Annotated in this window: 6 protein-coding genes; 2 read left to right on the forward strand and 4 right to left on the reverse strand. The window is 63.5% G+C overall.

The features are described from left to right. From WAW17_RS29330 to WAW17_RS29340, 3 genes are all read right to left on the reverse strand, one after another. Positions 1-209: hypothetical protein (locus WAW17_RS29330; protein ID WP_422336364.1), on the reverse strand; the 209-nt coding region annotated here is incomplete at its 3' end. A 28-nt stretch (positions 210-237) separates the two neighbouring features. After that, on the reverse strand, positions 238-681 hold the full coding sequence (locus WAW17_RS29335; RefSeq protein ID WP_422336365.1) for a Fur family transcriptional regulator: 444 nt from the start codon (positions 679-681) through the stop codon (positions 238-240). Between the two features lie 129 nt (positions 682-810). After that, complete coding sequence (locus WAW17_RS29340; RefSeq protein ID WP_422336366.1) at positions 811-1,653, reverse strand: polysaccharide pyruvyl transferase family protein; 843 nt, start codon at positions 1,651-1,653, stop codon at positions 811-813. Positions 1,654-2,073: 420 nt separating this feature from the next. On the opposite strand from WAW17_RS29340, the gene WAW17_RS29345 reads away from it, so the two are divergent. Continuing rightward, complete coding sequence (locus WAW17_RS29345; RefSeq protein WP_011599308.1) at positions 2,074-2,295, forward strand: antitoxin MazE family protein; 222 nt, start codon at positions 2,074-2,076, stop codon at positions 2,293-2,295. Further along, positions 2,292-2,621: a type II toxin-antitoxin system PemK/MazF family toxin gene (locus WAW17_RS29350; RefSeq protein ID WP_422336367.1), complete on the forward strand. Its 330-nt coding sequence runs from the start codon at positions 2,292-2,294 to the stop codon at positions 2,619-2,621. The genes WAW17_RS29345 and WAW17_RS29350 overlap by 4 nt, the downstream gene beginning before the upstream one ends. A 69-nt stretch (positions 2,622-2,690) precedes the next feature. Here WAW17_RS29350 and WAW17_RS29355 read toward each other — a convergent pair whose 3' ends face one another. Beyond that, a complete protein-coding gene (locus WAW17_RS29355) occupies positions 2,691-3,302 on the reverse strand; it encodes a dihydrofolate reductase family protein (protein WP_422336368.1) in 612 nt (203 codons plus the stop codon). Positions 3,303-3,387: the final 85 nt, after the last annotated feature.

A 3,387-nucleotide genomic window follows, 5' to 3' on the forward strand; every position in this document is an offset into this window, starting at 1 on the left:
GTAAGGTCCTGCTTCAACGCCTCGAGGTCGAGCTTCTTGAATTCCTCCGCGTAGTCGAACGCCTCGCCCATCGGATTGGAGAGGGGGGAGTGCTGGTGGAGAACCTGAAGGTTCAGCTGGTTCGGCCACCAGTCCCGGGTGGTCCTCGGCCGGTGTGGCTTCGGAGTCGGGGAGGGGATTACCGGGTTTTCGCTTTCGCTGTTGGACATATCGTCCTTCCTTCCGGAGCTGAATGGATCACGGGTGTGATCGCGAAGTGTGTGGTGTGGAGCAGTCGGGGCACAGGCCCCAGTAGACGACCTCGGCCTCATCGACGAGAAAGCCGTTGTGGTCCGACGGGGCAAGGCAGGGCGCCTCGCCGACGGCACAGTCGACATCTGCGATGGCCCCGCAGGACCGGCAGACGAGATGATGGTGGTTGTCACCCACACGCGACTCGTAGCGGGCGACGGAACCGGACGGCTGGATCCGCCGCACCAGACCCGCAGCGGACAGGGCATGCAGCACGTCGTACACGGCCTGCCGGGAAACGTCGGGCAGAACGGTGCGCACGGCCCGGAAGATCGTCTCCGTGTCGGCATGTGGACGCTCGTGCACAGCTACCAGCACCGCGACCCGAGGTCGGGTCACGCGTAGGTCAGCCGTCCGCAACTGCTGTGCGAAATCCAGCGGCGAGGGCACGTAAACACTATGACGCACTTTTCTGGAATCAGTCACGATTTCGGATAGCCAGGCAGAATCAGGGCTTCGGGTAGGTCCTGCCTGTCATGTCGTCACGGCCCACATCCCCACCGCCCAGTCCTCAGGACGTCACGGAATCATGCTGGCCGCCAACCGATCGGCGTCGGTGAAGCTGTCCGCAAGATGAGTGTTGGGCAGGTCCGCGAGCAGCTCGCGATAAATTGTGGAGATCTTCTTGTTGACGTTGTCCACCATCACGACCGGTTTGCCCATCAGCGTGGCGAGGATCGCCGCATGTAGTCGGTCGGTAACAATGATCCGGCCGCGCGAGAGGATCTCGACGGCCCCGTTGATGACGATATCGGCCTGCCAGTCGAACGTGCGGCGATACCTCGGGTGAAGCCGGCCGCGCAGCGGTGGGATCTGATGCAGGAGCATGCCAATGAGGGTCACCGGCCACCATGTGAGGTTGCCGACGGCGCTGACATGCCAGTCGGTCTGATGCGCCCCGTCGAAGACGTCCTGGTCGGCGTGCACGGACTCACGGTCCGCCCGTTTGAGAACGACAATGTCGTGGGTGGGTTCGGCAACGGGTGCGACGGGGCCCATACCGAATGCAGAGTCCGGGCAGTAGACGACGTTGTTGTCCGGGAACCACCCGCGCGCCTGCTCGTATCCGGGGTGGTCACGGATCATCAGCGTCAAATCGGGGTGCGCCGAATACAACGACTGCACTCGGGCGAGTTCGTTTTCGCTGGCAAAGTCGATGGTCTGCGGCAGTTGGATGATCGTCCGATGCGGCAGGTCAGCCATCACCTTTTCGCGGAAGCGCTGGTACGCCGGCCATCGGTCGCCGAAGTTGCCGCCGCCGTGGAGCAGGATGGGGCCGTCCGGCACCCGATCTTCCAGAACCCGGCGAGTGCTCAATGCCGACATCGTCTCGCTCTGGATGTTCGCCAGTCTTTCCGTCATTGGATCGATCTTCTCGGCTTCTGGGCAGATGCGGAATGCATACCAGCTCGACGACACCCTCCCACGGACCCGGTGGTCTCATCGCCACCACCGAATCAGGAACATCAGAGACGATGAACATCGGTGCTGCCGTCACCGGAATCTCGAGCGATGTAGGGTCTCGCTGCCAGTGGCATTTTGAGACGCCGCGAACTGCGGACTTGTCGCTTGTCTCACGGCATGGCCACAGCAATCTGTCTCAAGACCCTGGCATTTCCTCAGCCACTACGAAGCGAGACGGGCCGTGCCAATGCCCCTGGCCGCGACGGCGATCAGGACGCCCTGACACCCACACCAGGAGTGGTTGGCGATCCCGTAAGCGGATCGGCCAGCGGACGCACGTCAGTTGTCGACCGAACTCGTTACATGTAACATTGGCGCATGGCAAGCACACGGGAGCGGGTACGCGAGCACCGCCGGCGTTTGCGCGAGCAGGGCCTCAGGCCTGTTCAGATCTGGGTGCCCGACGTACGGGCTCCGGAGTTTGTCGCAGAAGCTCACCGCCAGTCGGCTGCCGTCGCGGCGAGCGAGCATGAAGCCGATGACCAGGCATTCGTTGATGCCATCTCAGTCGATTGGGACGAGGCGGAGCCCGGCGAGTGAGGCGGGGCGACATCTATATCGCTGCTGCGCGTGGTGCCTACACCGGCAAGCCGAGACCTGTGGTCATCGTCCAGGACGATCGGTTTGACTCAACCGCTTCGGTTACGGTGTGCCCGCTGACGACCAATCCGGTCGAGGCGCCACTTGTCCGGATCGCCGTGGAGCCGACCTACACCACCGGGATCGAAAAGCCAAGTCAAATCATGGTCGACAAGGTCACGACGATGCCGCGGGTAAATGTGCGCGACCGCCTCGGCCAACTCGCCGATGCCGATCTGGTTCGGCTGGACCGCGCGCTGTTGGTATTTCTCGGTCTTGCCGATTGAGCCGGCTCGCTCGGCGGAGCGATGTCGCAAGCGGATCCTCGATTGAGACGCACGAAGGGCAGTTACCGCTCAGCCGGCGCTGCCTCTGCGGTAACGGATATGGGTGGTTAGCGGTGAGTGGAGCACCTCGACGGGCTCGAAACCGAACGTCTCGACGCCATCGAACATGCGCTCGCCGCTGCCGAGTAGGACGGGTGCGATGTCGAGGGTGAGTTCATCGATCACGCCGGCGTTGAGTGCCTGTCGGACTGTCGAAGCGCCGCCGGCGATGTCCACGCCGTTGCCGTCGGCCGTTTCGAACGCCTGCGCGTAGGCAGCGTCGAACCCCTCGGTGACGAATTGGAAGGTGGTCCCGCCCTCCATCTCGATCGGTTCGCGTGAGTGGTGAGTGAGCACGAAGACCGGGGCGTGGTAGGGCGGCTCGGATCCCCACCATCCGTCCCACGCCTCGTTCCACTCACCGCGGATCGGCCCGAACATGTTGCGGCCCATGACGTAGGCGCCGCGAGGGCGCATGAGCCATCCGTTGGCTGTCTTGTCGGCTTCGGTCGCGCGCGGGTCACCGATATGCCAGCCGTGCAACTCTCCGCCGCGCTTGCCCAGCGGATTGTCCCGGCTCTGCTCCGGTCCGGCGACGAAGCCGTCGAGCGAGATCGACATGTGGCAGGTGGTGTCGGACATCAGCATCTCCCAGGAAGCAGTTGCGGGTTGCAAGTGGTGGCGTCACCGTAGCAAGTGGTGGCGGGTCGCAAGTGCTATACACGGG

The sequence above is a fragment of the Rhodococcus sp. (in: high G+C Gram-positive bacteria) genome (assembly GCF_049286785.1).
Taxonomy (GTDB): Bacteria; Actinomycetota; Actinomycetes; order Mycobacteriales; family Mycobacteriaceae; genus Rhodococcus_F.